General features: G+C 55.8%; 22 protein-coding genes and 1 pseudogene. 12 read left to right on the top strand and 11 right to left on the bottom strand.

Features of this window, described 5'->3' with window-relative positions:
* Positions 1-244: 244 nt before the first annotated feature.
* On the bottom strand, positions 245-694 hold the full coding sequence (locus LAO21_09475) for a GatB/YqeY domain-containing protein (GenBank protein MBZ5552937.1): 450 nt from the start codon (positions 692-694) through the stop codon (positions 245-247).
* A gap of 3 nt (positions 695-697) precedes the next feature.
* On the bottom strand, positions 698-1,687 hold the full coding sequence (locus LAO21_09470) for a YpdA family putative bacillithiol disulfide reductase (protein MBZ5552936.1): 990 nt from the start codon (positions 1,685-1,687) through the stop codon (positions 698-700).
* Positions 1,688-1,790: 103 nt separating this feature from the next.
* Here LAO21_09470 and LAO21_09465 point away from each other — a divergent pair, with 103 nt between their 5' ends.
* Positions 1,791-2,393 (top strand): DoxX family membrane protein, encoded by a 603-nt coding sequence (locus LAO21_09465; GenBank protein ID MBZ5552935.1) that lies wholly within the window; start codon positions 1,791-1,793, stop codon positions 2,391-2,393.
* Positions 2,394-2,516: 123 nt separating this feature from the next.
* Here LAO21_09465 and LAO21_09460 read toward each other — a convergent pair whose 3' ends face one another.
* The 6 genes from LAO21_09460 to moaD all read right to left on the bottom strand — a co-directional run bounded on the left by LAO21_09460 (position 2,517) and on the right by moaD (position 8,273).
* Positions 2,517-3,653, bottom strand: a complete 1,137-nt coding sequence (locus LAO21_09460) for a radical SAM protein (GenBank protein ID MBZ5552934.1) — start codon at positions 3,651-3,653, stop codon at positions 2,517-2,519.
* Between the two features lie 177 nt (positions 3,654-3,830).
* Positions 3,831-4,568 (bottom strand): uracil-DNA glycosylase, encoded by a 738-nt coding sequence (locus tag LAO21_09455; GenBank protein ID MBZ5552933.1) that lies wholly within the window; start codon positions 4,566-4,568, stop codon positions 3,831-3,833.
* Between the two features lie 254 nt (positions 4,569-4,822).
* Positions 4,823-5,185 (bottom strand): hypothetical protein, encoded by a 363-nt coding sequence (locus LAO21_09450; protein ID MBZ5552932.1) that lies wholly within the window; start codon positions 5,183-5,185, stop codon positions 4,823-4,825.
* A gap of 292 nt (positions 5,186-5,477) precedes the next feature.
* Positions 5,478-6,260 (bottom strand): inositol monophosphatase, encoded by a 783-nt coding sequence (locus tag LAO21_09445; protein ID MBZ5552931.1) that lies wholly within the window; start codon positions 6,258-6,260, stop codon positions 5,478-5,480.
* A gap of 82 nt (positions 6,261-6,342) precedes the next feature.
* Positions 6,343-7,158, bottom strand: coding sequence for a VWA domain-containing protein (locus LAO21_09440; protein ID MBZ5552930.1), 816 nt, complete (start codon positions 7,156-7,158; stop codon positions 6,343-6,345).
* 410 nt (positions 7,159-7,568) lie between these two features.
* The gene (gene moaD, locus LAO21_09435; GenBank protein MBZ5552929.1) at positions 7,569-8,273 is read right to left on the bottom strand and encodes a molybdopterin converting factor subunit 1; all 705 of its coding nucleotides are present in this window, start codon (positions 8,271-8,273) and stop codon (positions 7,569-7,571) included.
* A gap of 382 nt (positions 8,274-8,655) precedes the next feature.
* Here moaD and LAO21_09430 point away from each other — a divergent pair, with 382 nt between their 5' ends.
* From LAO21_09430 to LAO21_09420, 3 genes and pseudogenes are all read left to right on the top strand, one after another.
* The gene (locus LAO21_09430) at positions 8,656-9,666 is read left to right on the top strand and encodes a potassium channel protein (GenBank protein MBZ5552928.1); all 1,011 of its coding nucleotides are present in this window, start codon (positions 8,656-8,658) and stop codon (positions 9,664-9,666) included.
* 110 nt (positions 9,667-9,776) lie between these two features.
* Complete coding sequence (locus LAO21_09425) at positions 9,777-10,022, top strand: redoxin domain-containing protein (protein MBZ5552927.1); 246 nt, start codon at positions 9,777-9,779, stop codon at positions 10,020-10,022.
* A gap of 3 nt (positions 10,023-10,025) precedes the next feature.
* Positions 10,026-10,352 (top strand): annotated as a pseudogene (locus LAO21_09420) (peroxiredoxin).
* 159 nt (positions 10,353-10,511) lie between these two features.
* On the opposite strand, the gene LAO21_09415 reads toward LAO21_09420, so the two are convergent.
* Entirely contained in the window at positions 10,512-11,087 is a 576-nt protein-coding gene (locus LAO21_09415) for a type II secretion system protein GspG (protein MBZ5552926.1), read from the bottom strand.
* 159 nt (positions 11,088-11,246) lie between these two features.
* On the opposite strand from LAO21_09415, the gene LAO21_09410 reads away from it, so the two are divergent.
* The 5 genes from LAO21_09410 to truA all read left to right on the top strand — a co-directional run bounded on the left by LAO21_09410 (position 11,247) and on the right by truA (position 16,247).
* Positions 11,247-12,764: a tetratricopeptide repeat protein gene (locus LAO21_09410; protein MBZ5552925.1), complete on the top strand. Its 1,518-nt coding sequence runs from the start codon at positions 11,247-11,249 to the stop codon at positions 12,762-12,764.
* Between the two features lie 162 nt (positions 12,765-12,926).
* Positions 12,927-13,184: a hypothetical protein gene (locus LAO21_09405; protein MBZ5552924.1), complete on the top strand. Its 258-nt coding sequence runs from the start codon at positions 12,927-12,929 to the stop codon at positions 13,182-13,184.
* A gap of 93 nt (positions 13,185-13,277) precedes the next feature.
* Positions 13,278-14,876: a methylmalonyl-CoA mutase family protein gene (locus LAO21_09400; GenBank protein ID MBZ5552923.1), complete on the top strand. Its 1,599-nt coding sequence runs from the start codon at positions 13,278-13,280 to the stop codon at positions 14,874-14,876.
* Positions 14,877-15,038: 162 nt separating this feature from the next.
* Complete coding sequence (locus tag LAO21_09395; GenBank protein ID MBZ5552922.1) at positions 15,039-15,302, top strand: Smr/MutS family protein; 264 nt, start codon at positions 15,039-15,041, stop codon at positions 15,300-15,302.
* 105 nt (positions 15,303-15,407) lie between these two features.
* Complete coding sequence (gene truA / locus LAO21_09390) at positions 15,408-16,247, top strand: tRNA pseudouridine(38-40) synthase TruA (GenBank protein MBZ5552921.1); 840 nt, start codon at positions 15,408-15,410, stop codon at positions 16,245-16,247.
* On the opposite strand, the gene LAO21_09385 is transcribed toward truA, so the two are convergent.
* Together LAO21_09385 and LAO21_09380 are read right to left on the bottom strand one after the other, a co-directional pair.
* A complete protein-coding gene (locus LAO21_09385) occupies positions 16,244-16,681 on the bottom strand; it encodes a peroxiredoxin (protein MBZ5552920.1) in 438 nt (145 codons plus the stop codon). The genes truA and LAO21_09385 overlap by 4 nt on opposite strands.
* Positions 16,682-16,857: 176 nt before the next feature.
* Entirely contained in the window at positions 16,858-17,409 is a 552-nt protein-coding gene (locus LAO21_09380) for an NADH-quinone oxidoreductase subunit B (protein MBZ5552919.1), read from the bottom strand.
* A 398-nt stretch (positions 17,410-17,807) separates the two neighbouring features.
* Here LAO21_09380 and LAO21_09375 point away from each other — a divergent pair, with 398 nt between their 5' ends.
* From LAO21_09375 to LAO21_09365, 3 genes are all read left to right on the top strand, one after another.
* Positions 17,808-18,842, top strand: a complete 1,035-nt coding sequence (locus tag LAO21_09375; GenBank protein MBZ5552918.1) for an ABC transporter ATP-binding protein — start codon at positions 17,808-17,810, stop codon at positions 18,840-18,842.
* 175 nt (positions 18,843-19,017) lie between these two features.
* Entirely contained in the window at positions 19,018-20,019 is a 1,002-nt protein-coding gene (locus tag LAO21_09370) for an ABC transporter ATP-binding protein (GenBank protein MBZ5552917.1), read from the top strand.
* Between the two features lie 38 nt (positions 20,020-20,057).
* A complete protein-coding gene (locus LAO21_09365) occupies positions 20,058-20,795 on the top strand; it encodes a YIP1 family protein (protein ID MBZ5552916.1) in 738 nt (245 codons plus the stop codon).
* Positions 20,796-20,900: the final 105 nt, after the last annotated feature.

Below are 20,900 nucleotides of genomic sequence, written 5' to 3'. Positions count from 1 at the left end.
GTGTAGTGGAGACTTCAGTCGTTCCTCGAAGTTGGGAGCACCCGTGAATCGGGATGGAAGAAAGGTAACGACTGAAGTCGTTACTACGAGGGAGGAGGTAGCGATGAGGGGTGTAGTGGAGACTTCAGTCGTTCCTCGAAGTTGGGAGAACCCGTGAGTCGGGATGGAAGAAAGGTAACGACTGAAGTCGTTACTACGGGGGAGGATGTGGCGATGAGGGGTGTAGTGACGACTTTAGTCGTCTTCAGGAACTCAATCTCCGGCGCACCAGCTCGCTTACCACTTTTCCGTCCACGGGTTTACCCGTGAATTTCGCCATCGCCGCTTTCATCACTCCACCCATGTCTTTGATGGAAGAAGCACCCGTTTCCGCGATCGCTTCTGCCACTGCCTTCTCCACCTCCTCCGCGGTCGCCGCGGCGGGCATGTACTCCTCGATGACTTTAATTTCGGCGGCCTCTTTGGCGGCCAGATCCAGCCGTCCACCCTTGGTAAACTGCTCGATGGAGTCTTTGCGTTGCTTGATCAGCGTGGCGAACACTTGGAGACATTCATTCTCGTCGAGGGGCTTTATTTTTTCGACCTCTTTGTTCTTGACGGCCGACTTCATCATGCGCAGGGCATCCAGCCGCAGAGAATCCTTTGCGCGCATGGCGTCCTGAATGTCTTTTTGAATGCGTTCCTGTAATGTCATCGATCAGCCTCGCAGTGAACGGGCGATGGATTGGAGGATCATTTTTCCGTGAAACCGTCCGTTTTCGATGAAGATTTCATTGTTCTTGAGTCCCGCGACATTCGCTCCCGCCATGTGGATGCCGGGGACATTCGTTTCAAATGTGTTCGGATCGATCGTGGGTTTCAAATCGAGGGGGTTCAGTTCAATCCCCAGAGACCGCAGGAAGGATTCGTCCGGCCGATAGCCCGTCAGGGCAAACACGAAATCGTTTGGGAGCTCTTCTCGCCCATTGGAATTCTCGACGACGACAGCGTCCGGCTTGATGGCGATCACCTGAGTATTAAAATGGGTCTTGACCTCACCCCGCTTCACGCGGTTTTCGATGTCGGGTTTGATCCAGTACTTGACTGAGCTGCTGAACCCTGCGCCGCGGTAAATCAGGGTCACATGGGAGCCATTTCGAAACAAATCCAGGGCCGCCTCAACCGCGGAGTTGCGGCCTCCGATCACGGCCACCTCCTGGTTGAAGAAGGGGTGGGCTTCCGTGTAATAGTGCGACACCTTGGGGAGGTCTTCGCCGGGGATCCCCAGCCGGTTCGGATTGTCGTAGTAACCTGTTGCCACGATCATTTTGCGGGCCTTGTACATGCTGCTATGACCCAGCCGTTCCCGGGTGTGAATACTAAAGTCTCCATCGCTCCCCGACACTCCCTCTACTCTTTCATATTGATGCACGTTGAGGTGGTAGGTCTCCACGGCGCGCCGGTAGTACTTCAGACCTTCCAGCCGGGAGGGCTTTTCATGCGAGGATACCAGCGGCAAATCCCCGATTTCGAGCAGTTCGGGGGTCGTAAAAAACATCATGTTGACCGGAAAATGGGCGAGGGCATTGACGACGCAACCCTTGTCAAAGATGATGTGACTGAGTCCTGATTTCTTGGCTTCGATGCCGCAGGCGAGGCCCGCAGGTCCAGCGCCAATAATGCCCACGTCAAACAAGGTCGAGGTCATAAGCGTTTCTTGAGCAAATCATTCTAGCTGTGCCCCGTGAGGTTGTAAAGCCCTCGCGATCGAAATTGGGGGATGACCACGCCGCCCCAATAGATCTTGAATCGTGGCCAGTTTATGCGTAGTCTTCAGTGAGAAACCCGGCTGGTCTCCGGGGGGGTGGAAGGTCACCGGGTGCCGGATTCAAGGCAGCACAGATTTGAAGAGGGGAGCGTGTATGGAGCGAGGGGCGGGTCGGAAAACTCTGGCGCTTTGTCGAGTCATCCTTGGAGCGTTTTTCTTGTTCTTTGGCCAGTATAAGCTGGCCACGCCGGCTTTTGCGCATGGCGGCTTGCAGCAATACCTCCATACCTTCATCAATGACTCCGCCTACCCGTTCTTCAGACCGGTCCTTAAGATCCTGGTGCTCCCCCATGCCAGCTTCTTCGGTTACTTTGTAGGGGTCGGTGAGACCTTGATCGGTCTTTCCCTCGTGTTGGGGGCATGCGTTGGTCTGGCATCGATGATTGGGTTCGTTTACATGATGGCCTTGGCCTTCTCCACGGGCTATCAACCTCATTGGCCGCTGTGGAGATATTTCGGCGTCAACCTGGAACACTTCTGTCCCGCCCTGCTCTTTATGATCTTTTGCTCAGCGCATGCCGGCCGAAGCTGGGGGCTCGATTCATTTCTCCACAAACGATTTTCTTCCCGCAAAATTCTTTTCTAGATTGTTGGGAATCCGTCTTTAATAGAGAATCCTGGTCTTTCGTGGGATGAATAAGGTTGGGCAGGAGACTGTCCATCTCTCTTCTCGCTCCTGTTCATCTCCTGAATTTGGGCAGGCGTCCGACTACTGGAAGTGTTTGTGGGCTGCCGCGCCCGGGTGGGTCTCAATGAACGTGGTGGGGATGTCATAGAGAAGGACCTTGGGCGCATATCGGAGGGAATCGTGAATATTGCAGACGTGGGTGCACCAGCACTGATCGCACACGATCTGATTCAGCTCCTTTTGCCGACTCAGGTCGGACCAGAACTTCGAAAAATCATAGTCGTAATCGCGTAGGTTGGCTAACTTGCCGCGGAGCTCGCAGGCGCGGACGTCTCCGTTATAATCAATAACGCAGAATGTTTCGCCCGCAGTACACGCCATGGGCCATCGGGTGGACTCGAGGTAGTTGGCATATTGGATTTTGTTGTGAAGCGCCAGCGTGCCCACATAAGCGGTCTGGGCTAATCCCTTCGAAAGACCGCCCAGATGACTGAACATCCGCTCCGAGTATTTCTCATACAATACCCGGGCAAAGTCATAAATTTCCCGGAGGGCCTGAAGCGGGATGGCCTTCATTTCCGGATCCATCGGATTTCCACGGATGAGTTGAAGATATTGTCCGTCCACCGGGAGTTCTTCGAACACAAACTTCATGAAGCCGATCAACTCCGCGCAATTGTCGCCATTCAAGCAGGTGTTCACATTGACGCGAAGCTGCGAGAGGTGCTCCCCGACGAGCGGGGGGAGACTTCGGATCATTTCGAGCGTCTTCTCGTAACAGCCGGGGACACCTCGGATCCGTTCGTGGGTCTCTCGAAATCCGTCCAGACTGACATTCAGGTCGATATGCAACTGCGGGCATCGTCGCAAAACGCGGTCGAGCCACTGGTGCGCCCGGTCCTTGAAAAGGCCGTTGGTCGGAAGATTGACCCAGCGGACGTCGTTGTTTCGATAAAAGGTCTCGATGATCTCGGGGAGATCCTTTCGCATGAAGGGCTCGCCCCCCGAAATCCACAGATCGGTGATCGGGGGCATGGTCTGCGAGACTTTCGTGATCTGATCCAGGGTGAGATCTCCCCTCCGGTTCAACTCTTCCCAGTAAAAACAATGGCGGCATTTCTCATTGCAGATGGAGGTCACAAAGAACACGACCGTGTTCAGTCGTTTCTCTTTCTTGATCCGACCCAGCAGGTCGGCCGCACGTTGAAATGTTTCCACAGTGGCGGCATTCTAGGCAGAAACAAACTCCTGGAGCAAGGGAAAACCGGTAAATGGTAAACAGGCTGCACCTGGCCGCAGGACGCTCCGGGAGGTTTTTTACGAGCCATCGATTGGGACCTCAATCCACGGCTCAGGTGTAGGATAAGGGGTCGGGTTGGGAGGAAAAGCGAAATGTCAGGTCAAAACCAGTTCCTGGGCCCTTTTAAAGACTTGATCGAACATGGGCTCGGTCAGCTTGCCCGTGAAGGTATTCTGTTGGCTCGGATGGAATGAGGCCATGAGGGTCAACTTCATGGAGAGCCGAAGTTCGACGCCATGCGAGAACTTTGGACGGGGACGCGGGAGCTCTCCACCCAGGTCGCGGAAGGTTTTCAAAAAGGTATCGAAGGCAATTTTCCCCAAAGCAATCACGACGGCTCGATCCATTCCCGGAGTAGTTGCTCCCAGGACACTCATTTCCCTTCGCAGGAAGGGCCGGCAGTTTTCCAGTTCCTTCGGGAGCAGCTTGTTCAAGGGAGGGGCGCAGCGTGCCGACGCCGTGATGTAACAGTTGATGAGTTTCAACTGGTCGGTCCGAAGGATTGACGTGGGCTGATTTGAAAATCCAAATTTATAGAGGGCGCGGTAAAGCCAGTCGCCGCTGCGGTCCCCGGTGAACATCCGACCGGTCCGATTCCCTCCGTGGGCCGCGGGGGCAAGACCGATGAGCCATAAACGGGCGTTGGGATCCCCAAAACTCGGGATCGGCTTCCCCCAATACTGCTGATCCGCATAACGCGCCACCTTCTCCCGTGCCACCTTCTCCCGCCACTCGACCAGACGCGGACAGCGCCGGCATCGAATCACCTCTTCTTGAATCATCTCAAGGATACGAGCTTTTTCATTAGGAACGCGGCGTCGCGAGGGAGACATGGAAACGTATCTTTCCGGCTAGTTGCTTAATCTTGATTTGTTAAATTTGAGCAGAAGAAATTCAACCTTTGACCACGATGCTGCCGAAGTCAGAAGTCAGCGTACAGAGGTCAGAATAAAGGCACTCGGTCCGGCGAGGGCGTCTCGACCCGGGATATCTCAATCCGACCTCCGCCTTCTGGTTTCTGACTTCCTTATCCAAAGGACATCTTTCCGACTGAATCAGAGGCCACATAAACTTCAAAAATCCCGGATTAGAAATTTCCTTGGAGTATTTCAGGGAGGTGTTTGGAGAAGTAGGATCTTGGGACCACCGCAAAGGCGCCGGCCCGCCGGGCGGATTCGGCCAGATCTTCCTGAATGTGAGAATAAAAGGCCAGCACCCGGACGGGGTTGGGGCTGCATGCTTCCTTGACCGTCTTAATGACTTCCGGGGATCTGGCAGCGTCGAAGTTGAGATCGATGATGATTATCGATGGGCCCTCTCGTCGCGCTTCCGTAATCAGGGATTCCTCCGAAAGGAGCTTCACGAGAGAAATCCCCAGGTGCTTCGCAGTTTCTTCCACTTTGGCTGCAAAGAACATGTCCGGGATCAGGGTGAGGATTCGGTCGGCCATTTCTTCAGCCCTCAGTTGTCAGTGCATGGGGAGCGGAAGTCCGAAGTCGGAGGTCGGACGTCAGAGGCCAGAAACCAGAGGCCGGAAGCCAGAAACAAGAATCGCCAAATTACAATGAGATTGCCGACTTTGGACCTTGGACTTTGGACCTTGGACTTTGGACCTTGAACTTTGGACCTTGAGCTTTGGACCTTGGACTTTGGACCTTGAACTTTGGGCCTTGAACTTTGGACCTTGGACTTTGGACCTTGAACTTTGAACCTTGAACTTTGAACCTTGAACTTTGGACTTCTTATTTATCTCGAAAAGGCGCCAGGACCTGCATCATGGACTCATGGATTCTACCGTTGGTTGCGAGGGTTTCGCTTCCGAACGGATCGAACGGTTGACCCCCAAAATCGGTAATGCGTCCTCCCGCTTCTGCGAGGATCCGGCTGGCTGCGGCGGTGTCCCAGGCATGAAGGCGGAACTCCCAGTGCGCTTCAAAGCGTCCACAGGCGACATAGCAGATATCGAGCGCGGCACTTCCGAGCCGGCGCACCCCTTGCCCGCGCATCGTGAACGCCCGAAAAACCTGCAAATTGGTTTCCGCCTCTTCCCGCTTGCGGATGGGGAAACCGGTCACGAGCAGGGAACGGGCCAGATCGTTTACAGTGGAAACCGAAATGGGTTTGCCGTTCAGGTACGCGCCACGATCCTTCTCGGCGTAGAAAAGCTCGGGTCGGACGGGGTCGTAGACGACACCCACGATAATCTCTTTGCGGTATTCCAGGGCGATGGAGACTGAGAACAGAGGCAGATTGTGGGCGTAATTCGTCGTGCCATCCAAGGGATCAATGATCCATCGATATTCGGAATCGGCTTTCCGGCCGCCGCTTTCTTCGGCCACGATGGCGTGGGTGGGATACTGCCCCAGGATCTTTTCAAGGATGAGTTGTTCGGAGGCGCGATCGACCTCCGTGACCAGGTCGACATCACCCTTGTACTCGATATTCTTGGGTTTTTCATAGGAACGGAGGAGGACATCGCCGGCCGCCCTCGCCGCATCCAACGCCGTTTCAAGATAGGGAAGCATGGTTGAATAACCGTCTCGATTGAGAGCTGGATTATAGCCGCGAAACCTTCCTCGAGGAAAAATATTTGCGGGATTCTTGAAATTACGCGGCGGGTTTGAGGAAGTACCCTCGACGAGTCCGGACGAGGAGACGGGGGTTGCGGGTGGTGAGCGTGATGTGTCGCAGTTGAGTTGAGGGGGCGGTGACCGTGGAATAGAATCCCAGCGTGTATTGCGTGCGCAATTCTTCGCTGATCTTGGAGTAAATACTGTCCAGTTCGGTAACGGTGTTTGGGAAAAATGACAACCCGCCCGTCTCTTCCGAAAGCGTCATCAGGGCGTGCTCACCCCCCAGTGCCCTTCCCGCGTCACTCTTTACCGGCATAATGATGATCGAAAAGATGATGGCCTCGGCTTCATTGGCGGCTCGAAGCGCCTCGGCATAACTGACCCGGCTGGTGGTGTCTGCTCCGTCCGAGACAATGACCATGACCTTCTTCTGCTTGCGTGACTTCAGCGTTCCGGAGGCCAGGTAAACGGCATCGAAAAGAGAAGTGGCGGTCTCCGGGGCAATGGCCCGGATTCCCCGGGATAGGGCCTCGATGTCATTGGTATAGTTGGTAAGTTGGTGAACATCGTAAGAGAAATCGAAGACGGAGCCTCCATCCTGCGGCCGCAGGACCGACCGGAAGAACCGAATTGCCGCTTCAGATTCAAACTTCAAGTCGCGGGCTGTGCTCAGACTTGAATCCACCAGCAAAGCGACCCGCAACGGCAATTCGGACTCGCGGCTGAAGAATGCAATCTCCTGCTTTTGGCCATTCTCCTTGAGGTCGAAGTCCTCACGCGTCAAACTCCGGTCCACCCACCCGTTCGGATTGGTCACGGTGGCATAAATGACGGTCAGGTTGACGTCCACCTTGAATCGAGCCGCCGGAGGTTCCTGGCCAGATGACGGCTTTTCCTGCACCTGCCTGGCGCCTACTGGAGCGGTTTGTGGGGGGGCACTCAGAAGGAGCCCGGGGACACAGAACAATGAAAGGATGACGACAAGAAAGGAAGTGCGTCCGAGCGGGCGGTTTACTGGCTCGGGTGCCGGGAGGAAAGGTGCAGGCGGACTAATCATTGCCGTCGTTTTCTATCTCCATGGGGGACCTCTTCAGAGTCGCCTGGGGCAGAAACGCCGGACTCCCCCCCTGCCCGCGACCACCACTCATCGCTTTTTTCATTCACCTTGGATGCCGTATATTGGGGGAGCGTTGGTTCAGTCGAAGGGACGGATGACCCCGAAGGGCAGAAAATTTTGCGGAAGAAAGCCGGCCCCTCCGATCAGTGCTCGCGGCAGGCCTTGACAGGCACCTCGCCTTCAATCCACATTTCGCCGTCCTCAAAGCACTCTTTCTTCCAAATCGGCACGGTCTTCTTCAGGAGGTCGATCGCGTAGTGGCAGGCATCAAACGCGGCCTTCCGGTGGGCTGAGGTAATCACAATCAGCACACTCGATTCCCCAATCTCCAAATGGCCCAGCCGGTGGGTAATGCCCACCCCGTCGATTTCCCACATCGATTTGATGCGTTCGCCGATTTCACGAATTTTCTTGAGCGCCATGGGCTCGTAACCGTGGTATTCCACATACCGCGTGCGCTTGCCGCGGGAGTTATTTCGAACCATCCCCTCAAAGACCACGACCGCGCCGTCTTCCGGCCGCTTGAGCGCCTGCAGGATCTGCGCAGATTCGATCGGGGAGTGCGTCACGGCATAAAAATCACGGAGGGCCTCGACCTCGACGGCGCCCCCGCTGACGGGAGGAAACAGGGCCACCTCATCTCCGTCCTCCAGAAGCTGGTCGGACTGTGCATATTCCTGGTTGACCGCAACGAGCAGATTCCGTCGGAGCCCTTCAAGGGCGGGTTTCTCAGAAAGACACTTTGCCACCAGATCTGAAACGCGGGCACTGTCCTCCAGGGTCAGCCACTCGCGTTCGCGGCCCGTCAAGTCACGACAATAGGCAAAGTAAAGAACTTGAACTTTCATGGTTTAGAAGAGTCCAAAGTCCAAGGTTCAAAGTTCAAAGTCCAAGGTCCAAAGTCCAAGGTCCAAAGAATCCAGTTGCATATTCAAAGTTCAATGTCTAGGGTCCCAATCCTTCATTTTTCAACTCTGACATCCGACCTCCGATTTCCGACGTCTGTTTCCGGCTTCCGGCGTCTGGTTTCTGGCCTCTGACGTCCGACCTCTGACTTCTGACTTCTGTTTTCGACTTTCTGACACCTGACACCTGACACCTGACACCTAAACCCGTTTATAGCACAGCCCCGAAGTGCAAGCAACCTCGCCTCGAGTTTTGGGTTGACGCAGGGGAGGCCTTCCCTTACCATCCCTTTCATCAGGCAGTTCATCAGGCCGGGATCCAACCTTGAAGTTATCATACCGAATCTACCTTATCCTCCTCCTGATGCTGATCGTAAACAGCATCGGGACGCTGGGATTTCATTTCATTGAACATTGGAGCTATGGTCGCAGCTTTTATGTCACGGTCATCACCGTGACCACGCTGGGTTACGACGGGATTCTTGAGATCAGCCCGGCGGGCAAATTGCTCACCGTGATCATCGTGGTGCTCGGGATTGGGGCCGCCGGTTTTACGGTGACCAGTTTGGTGCAGTATTTCATCAGCCTGGAAGTTCACACAATACTGGGACGGAGGCGCATGGAAAAGGAAATTCAGCAGCTCAAGGATCATTTCATCATATGCGGAGCCGGGCGAGTAGGTCGGAGGGTGGCGAAGGAGTTTCGGTCACACTCCGTCCCTTTTGTGGTCATCGAAAGAGACGAGGCCAAGGCAAACCGCATGCGTGAAGAAGGAGCCCTGGTTATCCTCGGCGATTCAACCAAGGAGACGGTGTTGCGGGATGCCGGTATCGAACGGGCGAGGGGACTCATCAGTGTCATCACCTCCGATGCCGACAACGTCTATGTCACCCTGACGGCGCGCGGCCTGAGACAGGATCTGCCCATCATCGCACGGGCGAGCGAAGAAGACGCCGAGGAGAAATTGCGGCGAGCCGGCGCGACTGAGGTCATTTCCCCTTACATTTTCACAGGCCACCGTATTGCCCAGGCGATGCTCCGACCCAACGTCTATGATTTCCTCGACGTGGCGACCTCGACCATGGGTGCCGAGAAGTTGAACCTGGCGATTGAAGAGATTCCCATCGGCAAGGGTTGCCCTCTCTCCAATCGAACCTTGCAGGATTCCGGAATCCGCCAGGAAATGAATGTCATTGTGCTGGCGATGAAGAAGGCGGATGGAAACATGGTGTTCAACCCCACTTCGGAGACCCGCATCGGGGCCGGCGACTGCCTGATTGCGATGGGAGATCCCTCCAACCTCAGAAGGCTCGAAGGCATCGCCACCAAAGGATGAAGGAGAAGGACGCCTCACATTCGTCTCTTGCATGTTGCGGGGAGATTGGCTATAGTGCGGTGACCCAAACTGAAATCGGTCCGAAATCTCATTTTTTGAGGAAGGAAGCGATGAATAAAACGTTTCTTGTTCTGTCCCTTTTTGTGGCGCTACTGCTCATGGGCACAGTTTCCTTGACAGCTCAAAGTACCTCTCCTCCCGCGGGTGCCGGGGTGCAACCCCCCAAGGTGGGGGACACAGCTCCGGACTTTACCCTCCCCTCGGGACCCAAACTCGCTCCAATGAAATTGAGTGACATGCGCGGCAAGAAAAAGGTCCTTTTGGCCTTCTATGTTTTCGATTTCACCGGCGGTTGAACGACCGAGCTCTCTGGGTTCAGAGAGAACTATGAAAAGTTAAAGGCCAAGAACATCGAAGTGTGGGGAATCAGCACCGATACGCCCTTTTCCCAGGATAAATTCAAGGCAAGCCTCAGTCTGCCTTTTCCCTTGCTGAGTGATATGGAACGCAAGGTGATCAAGGACTATCACATTGAACTGGAAGTCAACGTCCCGGGCATCCATTCGGTGGTGGCCAAGAGGACTTACTTTCTAGTGGGGACAGACGGGAAAATCCTCTGGGAAAACGTGGAAGGGAAGCTGTTGCCGGATCAGCAGGTCGTGGATGCCGTGACGAAGTTTCCTTGAGATTCTGGCGGGGATTGAGAACGTTTTTCCGGCTGGCCTGACAAGAGTCTTGTCATTGCCAGCCGGTTTTCATTTTGGCTGGTCCTTGCGAGGACGAGGTTCAAATCCATGGACGCCATTTGTTAGGTCTCTGTGTCGTCCGTGTTTGTCCGTGTCCCATCAACGCTCGAACCGGATGTCGTCGCCCGTCCCGAACTTGCGGTCCGGCCCGGCGGAAATCAGGATGTAGGAAGTGGGGGTGCTGAGGCGGTAGTTATATTCGGATGACCAGGGATCGACCCGCACGGCTTCCGCCAGGTAGGTCGGGAACAAGAGATCCACTAGAGGGCCGATCCCTACGACGGCCGGCAAGGCCTTCGTTTGGGCCTGATATTTTTCAAGGGCATTCGCGATTTTCTCGAAATCACTTTTGACGCGTTCAAGCCTCACCTGGTGAAGTGCCCGGGCAAAATCCTTCGCATCTTCCCAGTTGCGATCGCCCAGACGGACAGATTGAATCTCCCATTCCCCCCGCGAATTCTTCTTCATGAGAAAAGCCGTGTGAACATCGGCCACCAGGATGGCTTCGTCTTTTCCGTGTGGATGGAACGAACTGACTTTCAGGTCTTCGGCTGCCAGGTTAGCGATTTGGAGGTTGTCAAGGTTTTGGGCGAGCCTTTTCTCCTGCCTCCCTCCACATGAGATGAGCAGGGTGAGGGCGAGTAGGACCAGCGTGGGTTTTAAGACGTTTGGCATACCCGGGTTATCTTACCATATCGGACCTTGCGTTCGACTTCTGGAATAGATGGGGTGGAGGCGAGGCTTGCAATTTCATGGAATATTTGCGAGGCTGTTCAGATTGTAATCGTCGCCACAAGATATTGAATGAATGCCTGGGGGGGATGGAAAGCTCGAATGACTTCACGAACCTTTAAACGGACCACTCGATTGATCGGGAGGATGGCTTGTTTCGGATTGCTGCTGGTTTCTCCGCTTTGGGCGCAGCAGTCGATGATTACCCTGGACGGCGATGTCCGTCTGTTTGCGGTGCTCTCTGCACTCCACGCCGCGGGGTTGAGCTTCGGCCCGGCAGCCTCCCCCGGCGTCGACGCGGTCCGTCAGCGGGTACAAGACGCGATCGACAAGGACGTTCCGAGCGAGCTGCGTGAGAAGCTGAAACAGTTTTATGCGTCGCATCAGGAGGGGACCGACCGCAGTGCGGAGCTGTCCAAGTACATGTCGCTGGCGCTGGTGTTGGACCAGCCTCCGAAATGGGGGTTCGTGTGGAGCCATGATAAGCTGCCTCCCGATGTCTTGCCCATCGAGGAATTCCAGCCTCTGGTAAAGGAATTCTACGAAGCGACCCACCTGGAGAAGCTCTGGGGACAAACCCAGCCGGCGTTGGAATCTTATATCGAGACGCAACAGGTTCCCATCATGCGGACCATTCAGCAGACCGAGGCCTACCTCCGGTTGCCGTCTTCCTCCTACCTGGGGCGCCGCTACTCGATCGCGATTGATATGCTCGGCGCGAGCTCAGCGGCTTTGGCGCGCAATTACGGTGAGGATTACTATCTGGTCATTAGTCCCGCGCCACGAGCGAATCTGGATGAAATCCGCCATCAGTTCCTCCATTTTGTCCTCGATCCTCTGAGCTTGAAGTACGCCAATCGGTTTTATCACAAGCAGGCCCTGATGGAGGTGGCGGCGAAGAATCCCAACCTCGATCCCCAATTCAGGAAAGATTTCATGCTTTATGCGATCGAGTGCGTCATTCGTGCGGCGGAGCTCCGTATGCGGAAACTGCCGACGGCCAAAGCCGACGACGAGCTCACCCGGAATGCAGCCACGGGTTTCTTTCTGATCAAACACTTCTATAATCAGTTGCAAGAATTTGAAAAGGGGGAACAAGGGATCCGGGAGGCGTTGGGAGATATGGTGGAGTCCATCGACATGGAAGCCGAGAAGAAGTATGCGGCCTCCCTCCCCCTGGTCACCGTCCCCCCCACGCCGGCCCCTCCCAAGCGTCCCCGGACCGAGAATGAAAAGAAGCTGGATGAAGCGGAAGACCTGATCAGCGAAGAAAAGTACGAGTTGGCCAAGAAGATCTTTAGACAGATTGCCGACTCGGATGCGGATTTGCGGTCGAAAGCGCTCTACGGTTTGGGTGTCGCATGCAGCTTGCAGCGAAATCCTGAAGACGCCAGGTCTTATTTTGAGCAGGCGATTGCGGACAAGAATGCCGACAGTGCCACCAAGGCCTGGTCGCACGTGTACCTGGGGCGCCTCTTTGACTTGGAGGGAGAGCGTGAGAGCGCTCTCCGGGAGTATGCCGCCGCGGTTCAGTTAGGCGAGGATACCCGTGGCGCCCTCGCCGCCGCCAAGCGCGGGCTCGATAAGCCTTTTGGGGAAAAGCTGCGACCTGAAAAATAAGCCTTGTCGGCAGGCAGCCCTGTAGCGGTCATCGTCGATCTCACCAAGATCTGAATTGTCCATGCGAGCATTTGGACAGGCCGGTCAGGCTCGTGGCGGCAATTGCCCTCCCGATGTCGCTATTTGACTTCCCTCCGCTTTCTCCCTAACATACGCGGGATTATGTGGAGGATACTCAAGCACTCCTTTGCCGGCTTCATCCGCTCGCTCAAGGTCATTTTTCATCAGTTCATGAGCCTCTTCTTTTTCATGCTGGGGTTCAGCGCCGCCATTGCGGCATGGAAAGAATACAAGGACTACACTCCGGAAATCCCCTCGTCCGGGATTCGGTTTTACACCTCCGCGGGATTTGCCGTCCTCTTACTGACCTTTGCGGTGAGCTCACTTTTGCGGGCTCGGGCCGTGAGGAAGAAACAGTAGTCCGCCCTTCGCCGCTGGACATTCCGGACGCTCCGGGGGGCACTTTGGAAGAGTAAGGATTTGACGTCTTCTCATTTTGACCTGGGACCAGCAATGACTGAACGCAAACCCAAATTTGAGACCACTTCCCACATCGAGCTGAAACGGTTCTATTCCGAGGACGATGTGTCAGGATTCGATGTCGGGCAATCCCTGGCACCGCCGGGCGAGTTTCCGTTCACCCGTGGCATCCAACCCAACCTTTACCGGGGGCGATTCTGGACCATGCGCCAGTACGCCGGATTCGGCTCGGCCGCTGAATCCAACCGGCGGTATAAGTTTCTCCTTTCGCAGGGTCAGATGGGCCTGTCGGTGGCTTTCGATCTTCCCACTCAGATCGGGCTCGATTCGGATCATCCCCTCGCGTCCGGCGAGGTGGGGAAGGTGGGAGTGGCGATCGATTCGCTGCGCGACATGGAGATCTTGTTTGATGGCATCCCGCTCGACAAGGTCTCGACCTCCATGACCATTAATTCCACGGCGGCAATCCTGCTGGCGCTCTACATCGGGGTGGCAAAGGAACAAGGCGTGGCGCCCGCAAGACTTTCCGGCACGGTCCAGAATGATATCCTGAAGGAATATATCGCCCGCGGGACTTATATCTATCCACCCCGGCATTCGCTGCGGGTGGTCGCCAACATTTTTGAATATTGTGCCAGGCACTTGCCGGAATGGAACACGATTTCCATCAGCGGGTACCATATCCGCGAGGCCGGCTCGTCGGCGGTTCAGGAGGTGGCCTTCACCCTGATGAACGGGATCACTTATGTGGGAGCGGCGGTCGAGGCGGGTCTGGACGTGGACCTGTTTGCTCCCCGGCTTTCCTTTTTCTTTAACGCCCACAATAATCTTCTGGAGGAGGTGGCGAAGTTCAGGGCGGCACGCCGGATGTGGGCGAGGATCATGCGCGACCGCTTTGGGGCTCGCAAGCCAAAATCCTGGATGCTGCGATTCCACACTCAGACGTCGGGAGCGACGCTAACGGCACAGCAACCCGAGGTGAACGTGGTCCGAGTGGCGTTGCAGGCGCTGGCCGCCGTGCTCGGAGGCACGCAATCCCTGCATACCAATTCCCGCGATGAAGCGCTGGCCCTGCCCACGGAAGAATCCGCTTTGCTGGCCCTGCGCACCCAGCAGGTCATCGCCCAGGAGAGCGGCGTCGCCGATGTCGTCGATCCCCTGGGCGGGTCTTATTTCATCGAGTCAATGACCAATGAGATCGAACGGCGCGCAGAAGAATATATCGCGAGGATCGAGAAGATGGGAGGCATGCTTCGGGCCATTGAATCGGGATTTATCCAGAAGGAAATTCAGGAATCGGCATACCAGTACCAGCGAGCCATCGAATCGAAGGACCAGACGGTGGTGGGCATCAATGCCTTTGTGGCGGAGCACGAAAAGCCGATTCCCCTCCTCCGGATCGACCCCGCCCTGGAAGAGCAGCAGAAGAAGAGCCTCGCCACCTTGAGAGCGGAGCGGGACGCAAGAAAGGTGGAAGGCGCTTTGCGGGAAATCGAGACCTCTGCCCGTGATCCCCTGAAGAACCTGCTGCCACCGATCCTCAATGCCGTGGAAGCTTACGCCACCGTGGGGGAGATCTCCGACGCCATGCGGTGCGTGTTCGGTGAGTACCAGGAAGCGATTGTGATTTAAGGAGCGCTTTTGGACAGGAAACCCGGACCGCAAAGTTCTCCTCCCACTGAAAGGGGAAGTCGGAAGCCGGAGGTCGGAAGTCAGAAGCCGGAGGCCGGAGGCGGGAATGCAGAACTCCGAAATCATGAGGATGAGGTCTTGTCCTCGGGAGAACCTGTCCACATTCCTATCGAAGATTCCATCGATCTGCATACCTTTTCGTCGAAAGAAACAAAAGTCGTCCTTGAAGAATATCTCCGTGAGGCTCACGAAAGGGGTTTTCAGACAGTACGAATCATCCACGGGCGCGGGATGGGGGTGCAGCGCGAGATTGTCCGATCGGTGCTCTCCAAGCATCCGCTGGTCGTGTCGTTTAAGGATGCCAGGCCGGAAGCAGGAGGTTGGGGGGCGACGTGGGCGGTGTTGATCGGGGGATCACGAATTTAGAGCATTGGAAAACGAGGTCAGAGCCCAGAAGTCGGAAGCCGGAGATGGGACCGCAGGGGGGTCCGCTATGGCGGACGCACCAGTGAAACGGAAAGTTTGCATGCAATGAGAAACCTGAAGCTCACGATCGCCTATGAAGGCACGCGGTTCTATGGTTGGCAGATCCAGAAGGACGTTCGCACGGTCCAGGGCCAATTGCTGTCGGCAATGATTGATGTCCTGAAAGAAAAGCCGCGGATCATTGCGGCGGGACGTACCGACCGCGGGGTTCACGCCGAGGCGCAGGTTGTGAATGCGGTCATCCACGGGGATCCTCCGGTGGACAGGACCGCCTCCCGCGATATCCCGCTTTTGAAAGCCCCCTTTCATGCAGGGGATCACGCGGAAGATCCGCGCCTGTGGTCAGCGGAGAAGATCATGCGGGAGCTGAACAACGGACTCTCTGCTGACCTGACGGTCTCTCAGGCCGCTTTCGTTCCTCTGAATTTTCATGCCCGCCATGATGCGCACTCCCGCAGCTACCGCTATCAGATCGTTGAAACTTACTCGCCCTTCCTGCGGCGTCACGTCTGGTGCCCGAGGCGCGAGATCAAACTCCCCCTCCTCCAGGAGGCCGCAAGACTTGTCGTCGGGAGACACAGTTTCCGCTCTTTTTGTGATCCGGATGAGGAGGAAGAACGTTCCTTCCAATGTATTGTGGAAGAGTGTGAATGGCGGGAAATCCGCATTACGCGGCCCTGTTACGCCCGGCTATTGACCTTTCACATCCGTGCCGATCGATTTCTGTGGAAAATGGTCCGGCGCCTGGTCGGAAGCATGGTGGAATTGGGGGCAGGGAATTGCACCCGGGATGAATTCAGTTCTTTCTTCTACAAACCCTCTCCAAAGCCGGCCGAATGGACAGCGCCCCCGTTCGGTTTGTTCCTCGAAAAGGTATTCTACTAGACCTTCTCCAGCACTTCCTGGGGATGGCGCGCGGCATCGACCTTCGGATAGGCCAGAAGAATTTTCCCATCTTCGCCGATCACGTAACTAATCCGCTTGGCGTATACATCCTGGGGCGATTCGCAAGCTCCATACGCCAGGCCGATCTTGCGGTCAGTGTCACACAAGAGGGGGAACGGAAACTGAAACTTCCTGGCAAATGCAGCGTTCTCTTCGACCGTATCAAAGCTGATGCCAAGGATCTTCACGTTTTTTGCTTCGTACTCTCGGATTCGGTCACGGAATCCTTTGCCTTCGTTGGTTCAACCGGGGGTGTCCGCCTTGGGGTAGAACCACAGGACCACTTTGCTCCCCCCAAACTGGCTCAACGAAACTTCTTTTCCCTCATGGGTCTTCACAGTGAAGTCAGGTGCCTTCTCTCCGGGTGACAGCATAGAAATCCCTCCTGGGTTTTCTGGTCAGAACTGGAAATGGTAGTGAGAACGCGAACGGATTATAACAGATGGGAATCGATCGGAAGGAGGGATTCTACTTAAGATCGGACAAGGGAGAGCAGCCATAAACGAGGAGTCGCCGCGGCGCCTACGGCCTGAGCAATCAACTGAGGGGCTCACTGCCCAAAAGGAAGAACCCCTTTGAAGCTTCCTCGCTGGCGATCGATCTTTTCCTGCAACTTCATGATGCCATAAATAAGCTGTTCAGGTCGTGGAGGACAGCCGGGGATATACACATCCACTGGCACTACCTGGTTGACTCCCTGCACGATGGCGTAATTGTTGAAGATGCCGCCCGCTGTGGCGCACACTCCCATGGAGATGACCCACTTGGGCTCCGGCATTTGATCATACAGCTGGCGCACGATCGGTGCCATTTTCTTTGAGACCCGGCCGGCCACGATCATCAGGTCCGATTGTCGTGGTGAGCCGCGAAAGACCTCGGCGCCAAATCGTGCAATGTCATAACGGGATGCGCCCATCGCCATCATTTCGATTGCACAACAGGCCAGGCCGAAAGTCATCGGCCAAATGGAGGACTTGCGCGCCCAATTGACCACCTTGTCAAACGAAGTGGTGACCACCCCGGCCCCAAACTCCGTGTTTTGCTCGACAAACGGATTTCCTGCGGGCACGATTTTCTTTTCTTGCGTTGTTATTGTTGCCATTTCCTCTTTTTCTTTCCTGAGTGAAGGGTGATTCTACCAAAGATTCACTCATGAAGACAGAAAAACTACGGGAAATGCAGAAGAGATTACCATTCTCCAGACAAGCCGGAACCAAGACCAGAATTTATTAGGAAGCCAGGAAACCATGAAAATGGACGCCGACAGAGTTCCTTTCCCTGCGGGATCTCAAATTCTGTTCTGATTTAAGGTTTTCACCTTCCTGTATTCCTGGCCTCCTAATGATGGATCCTTTCCTGCGCTTGTCGGCACAGACTCGGTTGATAAGCTATCCCGGATTCAATTGCTGGCGAGATTTCCCTTGCAGGGCTTCCAATTCGCGATAAGATAACGCGTGCCTCCTGCGCTCGAAGGGGTGACAGGATACTTCCAATTATTGAATGAATTCCGATCTGCTTGCCGTGGAAAATCTGCGCTCGGTGTTTGACACCCCGGAGGGAACGGTGCGGGCGGTGGATGACGTGTCCTTTACAATCGCCGCCCAACGGACGCTCGGACTGGTGGGAGAATCGGGATGCGGCAAGACGGTAACGGCTCTATCCATTCTGCGATTGTTGCAGCCGCCGGCGCGCATCGAGGGTGGAAAGATTCTATTTCATTCCAGAAAGCTGGGGGGAGATTCCGACGCCGCCGAATCCACAGAAGGCGCGCCATCACGGGCCGTGGAGTTGCTCTCGATCCCGGAGCGAGCGATGCGCAAGGTCCGGGGTGCTGAAATTGCTATGGTGTTTCAGGAGCCCTCGACGGCCTTGGATCCGGTCTTCACGGTGGGCGAGCAGATCGCAGAAACTGTACGGGCCCATGCGAGGGTGCGGCGCCGTGAGGCTTGGGACCAGGCCATCGGAGCCATGGAAGCCGTTTCTATTCCCGATGCTGCTCGTCGCGCCCGGGAGTATCCGCACCAGCTTTCCGGAGGGTTGCGCCAGCGCGTCATGATCGCGATGGCCCTGGTGTGCCATCCTCAACTGTTGATCGCCGACGAACCCACCACGGCGCTGGACGTCACGGTCCAGGCGCAGATCCTGGAATTGCTTCGATCCATGCGCGAGCGGTTCGCCCTTTCAATGCTCTTCATCTCGCATGATTTGGGAGTCATCGCCGCGGTGGCGGATGATGTGGCCGTGATGTATGCAGGGAAGATTGTGGAACAGGCCCCCGTGTCGGAGATTTTCTCGAATCCGCGTCACCCTTACACGCAGGGGCTGTTGCGCTCGCTCCCCACGATCCGGCCGGGCACGCTGCCGACACGGAAATTGGATGCTATTCCCGGGACCGTTCCGAATCTGCTGGCACTGCCCCGGGGCTGCAAATTCGAGCCCCGATGCTCGGTTCGATTGGAGGAATGTAAGGAGCTTGATCCCCCCCTCTATCCGGTTGGACAAGGACATCGGGCGCGGTGTGTCTTGTGCCGGTAGAAGAGTGGGCAGTGGGCGGTGGGCAGTGGGCAGCGAGGAGATCCGGTGCCAGGTGTCGGGTGTCAGGGGCCAGGATGAGCCGGAGCTGACCCTCTGGCTTCTTCGCGACTCAGCGTGAGTCAAAAACAGATTGTCAGAAGTGCAACAAACGGAATGATTCACGACGACTAACTCGATGGCAGAAAATAACGTCTTGCTCCAGGTCAATCATCTAAAGAAATACTTTCCTGCGGACAATCGCCTGCTCTTCGGAAGGGGGAAGGAATTTGTCCATGCGGTCGACGACATCGACTTCTTCATCCGGAGCGGAGGAGTTTTGGGGCTGGTGGGGGAGTCGGGATGCGGGAAATCGACCACGGGTCGGCTTGTGTTGCGTTTGATTGAGCCCACCTCGGGGGAGGTCATTTTCGATCAAGAGAATCTGTTCCATCTCGATCGCGAGAGCCTCCGCCGAAAACGCCGGTCCATGCAGATTGTCTTTCAGGACCCTTACTCCTCACTCAATCCGCGCCTGCGCATTCGGACCACGCTGGCCGAGCCTTTCATTGTCCATCGTATCTGCAAGAAGACGGAAATCGAAGGGCGCTTGAGGTCGTTGCTCGAGACGGTGGGATTTGAGCCGGAGGTGCTGGATCGTTTTCCGCACGAATTCAGCGGGGGGCAGCGGCAGCGCATTGCCATTGCGCGCGCCATTGCGCTCAAGCCGAAGTTTGTTGTCGCCGACGAGCCGGTCTCCTCTCTGGATGTCTCGGTCCAGGCACAAATCATCAATCTGCTGGCTGATTTGAGAGACCAGTTTCAACTCACCTTTCTCTTCATCTCTCACAGCCTGCCGGTGGTGGCGCACCTGTGTGACCGGATCGCCGTCATGTATCTCGGGAAGATCGTCGAAGAAGGAACCACCGAGGAGGTCTTTACCCGCAGCGCCCATCCTTACACACGGGCCCTGCTCTCGGCCGTCCCGGAACCCGACCCGAAACCAAAATCGAGCCGGCTCGTATTACGGGGAGAGATACCTTCCGCGGTCAGAGTTCCCAGTGGTTGTCGATTTCATCCGCGTTGCCCGATTGCCGATGCAGCCTGTGCGGCGGCAGAGCCTCCCCGGGAAACCATTTCGACAAGCCACTGGTCGGCCTGCTTTAAATTCAAAGATGCCACCCAACTTGCAATTAAGTGAAGAGTTCCGTGAATCACAATTCTCAAAAGGAGAGTTCTATGAGTCAGGAAATGCCGGGCAGCACATCACCTGTTTCAGTGGAACCAACCAAGAGCCCCCTGGAGCGAATCATCGGGGTGTTCGTCTCGCCGAAGGCCACTTTTGAAGACATCAACCGCAAGCCGGACTGGCTTGTGCCCGCGATTTTGATTGTGTTTGTGGCCTTGGCCGTCACGTATGTCTTTCTATCCCACGCGGACATGCTTGAGTTGATCCGGGCTCAGATTGAAAAATCGGGACGTCCGGTGCCGTCTGATGAAGCCCTGCAGTCTGGACTAAAGTTCAGTGTTATCATCAGTTACGTCTCGGTCCTGGTGGTCGTTCCCCTCGCTCTGGTAGTGGTTTCGGGGGTTCTTTTCGCTGTATTCAGTTTTATCATGGGGGCGGAGACGACGTTTAAGAAGATATTTGCGGCGAACGCCTATGCCTCCATGCCGAGTCTGCTGAAGTCGATCATCGCGATTCCCATTTTGTTTGTCAAACAGCCCACCGAGTTTGGCAACCCGGCCGATGTCGTCCAGTCCAATTTATCGATCTTATTCGATCCGAGCAACAAGGCGTTGTACGCCTTCGGGAAATCGATCGATATTTTTACCATCTGGTCCCTTGTTGTGCTGGCGATGGGTGTCGCGGGGGTCTCGAAGAACCTGACCTTTAAGAAGTCGCTCACGACCATCATCATTCTCTGGCTTATCGTGATCGCGTGTGTGGTTGGATGGGCGGCGATAAGGAAATAGAACTATCTCGGCTCGTGTACAATTGTATTCCGAGGGAGCGCTCTGGATTCGCGACGGCGAGTCGGGGCGCTTTTTTCTGGAACGCCGGGCGCCCGGATGGGTGGC

It is taken from the genome of Terriglobia bacterium (assembly GCA_020073085.1).
In the GTDB taxonomy this organism is placed as follows: Bacteria; Acidobacteriota; Terriglobia; order JAIQFV01; family JAIQFV01; genus JAIQFV01.
Note: the sequence above shows the minus strand (reverse complement) of the source record. Positions and strands in the feature narration are given on the sequence as shown.

Excerpts from the sequence above, each read along its gene's own strand:
- LAO21_09365 (MBZ5552916.1), top strand. The coding sequence starts at position 20,058 with ATGAGTCAGGAAATGCCGGGCAGCACATCACCTGTTTCAGTGGAACCA.
- LAO21_09415 (MBZ5552926.1), bottom strand. The coding sequence starts at position 11,087 with ATGCCAAACGTCTTAAAACCCACGCTGGTCCTACTCGCCCTCACCCTG.
- LAO21_09400 (MBZ5552923.1), top strand. The coding sequence starts at position 13,278 with ATGACTGAACGCAAACCCAAATTTGAGACCACTTCCCACATCGAGCTG.
- moaD (MBZ5552929.1), bottom strand. The coding sequence starts at position 8,273 with ATGAAAGTTCAAGTTCTTTACTTTGCCTATTGTCGTGACTTGACGGGC.
- truA (MBZ5552921.1), top strand. The coding sequence starts at position 15,408 with ATGAGAAACCTGAAGCTCACGATCGCCTATGAAGGCACGCGGTTCTAT.
- LAO21_09475 (MBZ5552937.1), bottom strand. The coding sequence starts at position 694 with ATGACATTACAGGAACGCATTCAAAAAGACATTCAGGACGCCATGCGC.
- LAO21_09380 (MBZ5552919.1), bottom strand. The coding sequence starts at position 17,409 with ATGGCAACAATAACAACGCAAGAAAAGAAAATCGTGCCCGCAGGAAAT.
- LAO21_09375 (MBZ5552918.1), top strand. The coding sequence starts at position 17,808 with ATGAATTCCGATCTGCTTGCCGTGGAAAATCTGCGCTCGGTGTTTGAC.
- LAO21_09450 (MBZ5552932.1), bottom strand. The coding sequence starts at position 5,185 with ATGGCCGACCGAATCCTCACCCTGATCCCGGACATGTTCTTTGCAGCC.
- LAO21_09445 (MBZ5552931.1), bottom strand. The coding sequence starts at position 6,260 with ATGCTTCCCTATCTTGAAACGGCGTTGGATGCGGCGAGGGCGGCCGGC.
- LAO21_09470 (MBZ5552936.1), bottom strand. The coding sequence starts at position 1,687 with ATGACCTCGACCTTGTTTGACGTGGGCATTATTGGCGCTGGACCTGCG.
- LAO21_09455 (MBZ5552933.1), bottom strand. The coding sequence starts at position 4,568 with ATGTCTCCCTCGCGACGCCGCGTTCCTAATGAAAAAGCTCGTATCCTT.
- LAO21_09405 (MBZ5552924.1), top strand. The coding sequence starts at position 12,927 with ATGTGGAGGATACTCAAGCACTCCTTTGCCGGCTTCATCCGCTCGCTC.
- LAO21_09425 (MBZ5552927.1), top strand. The coding sequence starts at position 9,777 with ATGAATAAAACGTTTCTTGTTCTGTCCCTTTTTGTGGCGCTACTGCTC.
- LAO21_09370 (MBZ5552917.1), top strand. The coding sequence starts at position 19,018 with ATGGCAGAAAATAACGTCTTGCTCCAGGTCAATCATCTAAAGAAATAC.
- LAO21_09410 (MBZ5552925.1), top strand. The coding sequence starts at position 11,247 with ATGACTTCACGAACCTTTAAACGGACCACTCGATTGATCGGGAGGATG.